General features: G+C 70.2%; 4 protein-coding genes and 1 pseudogene. 2 read left to right on the top strand and 3 right to left on the bottom strand.

The annotated features are described in order from the left end of the window. Positions 1-13 precede the first annotated feature (13 nt). Together G6020_RS13095 and G6020_RS13090 are read right to left on the bottom strand one after the other, a co-directional pair. Positions 14-2131, bottom strand: coding sequence for an NAD(P)/FAD-dependent oxidoreductase (locus tag G6020_RS13095; RefSeq protein ID WP_347237799.1), 2118 nt, complete (start codon positions 2129-2131; stop codon positions 14-16). A gap of 87 nt (positions 2132-2218) precedes the next feature. Beyond that, the gene (locus tag G6020_RS13090) at positions 2219-2359 is read right to left on the bottom strand and encodes a hypothetical protein (RefSeq protein ID WP_179525730.1); all 141 of its coding nucleotides are present in this window, start codon (positions 2357-2359) and stop codon (positions 2219-2221) included. Positions 2360-2504: 145 nt separating this feature from the next. Between G6020_RS13090 and G6020_RS13085 the strand changes: the two genes are divergently transcribed. Continuing rightward, entirely contained in the window at positions 2505-2837 is a 333-nt protein-coding gene (locus tag G6020_RS13085) for a VOC family protein (protein ID WP_182610918.1), read from the top strand. 106 nt (positions 2838-2943) lie between these two features. Here the strand turns inward: G6020_RS13085 and G6020_RS13080 are convergent, their stop codons facing one another. Then, on the bottom strand, positions 2944-4143 hold the full coding sequence (locus tag G6020_RS13080; RefSeq protein WP_182610917.1) for a sterol desaturase family protein: 1200 nt from the start codon (positions 4141-4143) through the stop codon (positions 2944-2946). A gap of 137 nt (positions 4144-4280) precedes the next feature. Here G6020_RS13080 and G6020_RS13075 point away from each other — a divergent pair. Then, a pseudogene (locus tag G6020_RS13075) lies at positions 4281-4698 on the top strand (AAA family ATPase); the annotation flags it as partial.

Genomic DNA, 4698 nt, shown 5'->3' with positions numbered 1-4698 from the left:
CACCCGACCGTGCTCACCCGACCGTGGCGACCTTCCACGCCGAGTGGATCGCGCCGTGGATGTAGCCCACCTCTCCGGCGTCGCCGATCACCTCCACCTCGACGCCGGCCTCGCGCAGCTGGTCGGCCAGGGGCGCGGAGGCAGTGGTGCCGTCGGCATAGATCACCATGTCGGCCGGAGCCGAGGCGGCGTTGCCCTTGCGGTCGGTCCACTGCACGTCGGACTCGGTGATCCGGGTGACGGTGACCCGGCGGTGGATCGCCACCCCGTGCTCGCGCGCGTGGCGGACGGCGGTCCACCGGCGCGGCATGGCCAGGGGCAGTCCGAGCTGCTGACCGTCGTGCAGCAGGGTCACGCGCCGACCGCGCTCGGCCAAGAACTCGGCCAGTTCCAGTCCGACCAGCGAACCGCCGATCACCACCACGTCCTTGCCCATCGGGAGCGCGATCCTGGTCAGGCAACGAATCCACGCTGGTCGCTTGGTGATGCCCGACAGGCGGCCGAGCCTCCCGATCACCCGCAGCGCCAGCCCGGCCTCGTCGGCGGTGGCCGTGCCCAGCATGGTGGCCCGCAGCGAGTCGCCGGTGTGCACGTGCGGCAGGTCCCCGCCGGGGATCTGCGGCGCGGGCCGCACGGCCCCGGTGGCCACCACCACCCAGTCGGGCTGCAGGGAACGGAGGGAGTCCAGCGTCGCCTCGGTGTTCAGCCGGACGTCGATGCCCAGGCGATCGATCTCGGCGGCGAACCAGCGGATGAGCGGCTCGTTGTCCGGAGTCGTGAGGCTGGAGAACCACATCGTGCCGCCGAGCCGGTCGGACTTGTCCACCACCGTCACGCGGTGACCGCGTTCGGCCAACACGCGGGCGGCCTCCAGCCCGGCCGGACCCGCGCCCACCACCACGACGTGGGTTCGGGCCGGCGCCGGAGTCAGCGGCAGCAGCGTCTCGTTGCCCAACGCCGGATTGACCGCGCAGAAGGGGGTGTCGTCGAAGAAGTTCTCGGCCACGCACAAGTAGCAGTTGATGCACGGTCGCACCAGCTCGGGTGTGCCGGCGGCCAATTTGTTGGGCAGCTCCGGATCGGCGAGCAACTGCCGGCCCATGGCGGCGAAGTCCACCTTGTCGTCGTCGATCGCCTTCTCCGCGACCTCCGGCAGCATGCGGCCCACCGCGATCACCGGCACCGACACGGCCTGCCTGATGGCAGCCGCGTTGTCCAGGTACGCGCCGACGGTGTCCGGCAGGGGGCCGTCGGTGAAGTTGTCGAAGGGGTTGCGGCCCCACCCGGTCACATGGATGGCGTCGGCGCCCGCGCGCTCGAACATGCGTGAGGCCTCGATGGCCTCCTCGAGCGTCAACCCGCCGTCCTGGCCGTACTCCTCACCGGACACCCGCACCAACACCGCGAGCGTGTCCCCCACCCGCTCCTTGACCGCGGCGATGACCTCGCACGCGAGTCGCGCCCGGTTGGTCAGCGACCCGCCGTAGGAATCGGTGCGCTGGTTGTCGCGGCGGTTGAGGAACACCCCGAGGATGTAGCCGTGCGCCACGTGGATCTCGATCGCGTCCGCTCCGGACCGGGCGATGCGGTCGGCGGCATCGGCCCAGGTGGAGACGAGCCAGGCGATGTCCTCGCCGGTCATTTCCCGGTAGACCGTCTTCTTGCCACCGGTGGCGGCGCCCATCCTGCCGAGCTCGTCGGGGGTGCTGTCGGCCAACGCGGAGTAGTCGTAGTCGTAATCGGGCGCGCTGGGGGCGATCACCGGCCGGTCGTTCGCGATGTCCACCCGCGCGACCTTGCCGTGATGCGTGGACTGCACACACAATTTCGACCCCGCGGCGTGGACGGCGTCCGCCAGGGCCGTGAGCCCGGGGAGGAACCTGTCGTCCGAGAGCCCCGGTTCCTTCATTGACGCCGCGCCGTGCGGGAAGGCGACCGCGCACGCGCCGGTGATGATCAGCCCGGCACCGCCGGCGGCGCGGGCGACGTAGTGGTCGATCTCCCGCTGTTCGATCTCACCGTCCTCCGAGACGTTCATGTCCATGGCCGGCAGGACGATGCGGTTGGCCGTGGACATGGGGCCGATACGCCCGGGCGACAGGAGACGAGGGAAGGAGGTGAGGGTGGTCACCCTGAGGAGAATACGCGGGGGTTGACGGGTGTCAAGAACAGGTTCTAGTTGTCGCCGGGCGGGGCGACGCGCTCGTGACGCAGTGCGTCAGGAGCCCATGCCGAACCGGGCGGCGAGATACGGCAGCAGGCCCATGCACTCGGGCGTCAGGGCCAGACAGGACGCCTCACCCGGCCCGGGGCCGAAGAGATAGCGCAGCGGATTCTCGATCGAGCCAGAGGGAAACACGATGTCGCTCCTTACCAGTGCGGGTGCGGTGCCTTACACGCGAAATCGAACCCTACCGGTGACCCGTTACGCTGCGGCGGCCTTCACGCTGGCACGGGACGCGAGCTGTTACGGTGAGCGCACTCCACCGTCGGAAGAGCGCCTTATGATCCGTCGCATCCTCGCCCAGTGCACTGTCAGCGATATCGCCCGCGCCGAGCAGTGGTACTCCCTGTTGTTCGATCGCGCCCCCGACCTGCGGCCCATGCCCGGCCTCATCGAATGGCACCCGGGCGACACCTTCGGACTACAGGTGTGGTCCGAGCCCGAGCGCGCAGGCCACTCGACCGTCGTCCTCGACGAGACCGACCTCGACGCCGCCGCGGCCCGGCTGACCGCGAGCGGCATCGCCCACGATGGCCCGGTCCCGGGTGGCAGCGCACGGATCCTCCTGCTGAGCGATCCGGACGGGAACCGGGTCGTCATCACCGGGCAGTGACCCTTGGGCGCACTGGGAACCTGGTTCCTGGTGGCGGGCTAGGCTGACCGCTCGCTGACCTGCGATGCCCTGGACCGTCCGTGCAGGGCACCCCAGGTCAGCGGCGTCACGCCCGCCGCGCCCCGGCCCACCCCGGCCCGCGCACCAGGTAGCCGACCCGGTCCTTCCAGGTCTCGGATCGGAACACGTCTCGGGCGATCGCGATCCACTCGTGAGAGGCGATCCGCGCCGGGTTGAACGTATCGATGTTGGTGGTCAGCCCGTAGACGACCTTCTGCCCCTCGGGCTCGAAGGTGCCGAACAGGCGGTCCCACAGGATGAGGATGCTGCCGTGATTCCGGTCCAGGTACTCGCGGTTGCTGCCGTGGTGCACGCGGTGGTGGGCGGGCGAGTTGAACACCCGCTCGAACGGCCCGATCGACCGGATCACCTCGGTGTGGACCCAGAACTGGTAGATCAGGTTGATCGCGCGGGCGTCCTGCACGAGCGCCGGCCGCACCCCCAGCAGCGAGAGCAGCCCGTACGGCACGTAGATCGTCAACGCCTCGGCGACCGGCTGGCGCAGGGCGGTGGAGAGGTTGTAGCGCTCGCTGGAGTGGTGCACCACGTGCATGGCCCACAGCCAGCGGCTCTCGTGATCGAAGCGGTGGTTCCAGTAGTAGATGAAGTCCCACCCCAGGATCGCCACCGCGTAGGCGAGCGGCCCCGTGCCCAGATCCAACGGGGAGAGTCGGAAGAGCTTCTTGCCGGCCGTCTCCGCACTCCACAACGTCGAGACCGTCACCACCGCCGAGGCGAGCGACGTCACCGCCGACCCTCCGGTGATGCGTCGCAGCGCGGGCAGCACCTGGGCGGCCCCGGGGACGGGATCCGGGTCGGAGGTGAGGACCTCGTCGTCGTCGTTCCCCATCGCCCGGCCTGACAGGGACGTTTGGCTCGATAGGGGTGCTCGACTCGAAAGGGATGACGACACCCTCGACGGCAACGCGCCCGCCCTGAGCAGACCGGTGGCCCGGGTGCGCCGCACCACGTCTCCCACCGTCGCTGCGGCCGCCGCCGCGAGGGACAGGCCCATCAGCGCCTTGGCGTACCGGCCGGTGCGCGGGGTGACGGGGGCGAGCAGCGTGTCCGCCACGTACGGAGCCACCAGACTGCCCACGCCCATCGACAGGCTGGCCATGGTGTCGGCGAACTCGTAGTCGCCGGCCCGCTCCCCTTCCGCCGGATTGCGGGACTGCCATGCGTATTCGGCCGCCATCGCCGCGATGAAACCGGGGATGGCCAGGACCGTCAGATCAACCTTCACGCTCTGAGGATATGACGTGGGTCACTGTGGCGCGAGGGCGGGAGCCTCGGGTCGGGCCGACGTTCCCTGTTCCCCTTTCAAGATATAGCTGGTGGGGGTCTTGCCGCAAGACCCCGGTGGGGGCGCACACTAGCGCGATGCCACCCCTGCCGACCAGCATTTTCGCTCTCCCCGACCACCTTCGGAGCAAGGCCGATCCGGCCCTGATCGCCGCCGACGAACAGCAGTTCTCGGCGATCGCGGACTGCCTCGCGCAGCGGGTCGCCGACCTGTCGGCCCGCCTGGGCGCCCGTCGCCGCGACCCGGCCGGTACCGGCGCCCAGACCATCGACCGCGATGCGGACATCCGCCGCCTCGTCGCCGAACTCACCACCCTGCGGCCCTTCGGGTTGGACCTGTGCATCGGGCACGTCGCCTTCACCGGGGGCGCCGATCCGGTCTACGTGGGCCGCATCGGGCTGATCGACCCGACCGGCACCCCCCTGCTGGTGGACTGGCGCTCGCCGGCCGCCGAGCCGTTCTTCGCCGCGACGCTCCCCCGGCCGATGGGCGTGG

The organism is Dietzia sp. B19, assembly GCF_014145155.1.
GTDB lineage: Bacteria > Actinomycetota > Actinomycetes > Mycobacteriales > Mycobacteriaceae > Dietzia > Dietzia natronolimnaea.
This window is presented reverse-complemented; position numbering and strand designations above follow the sequence as displayed.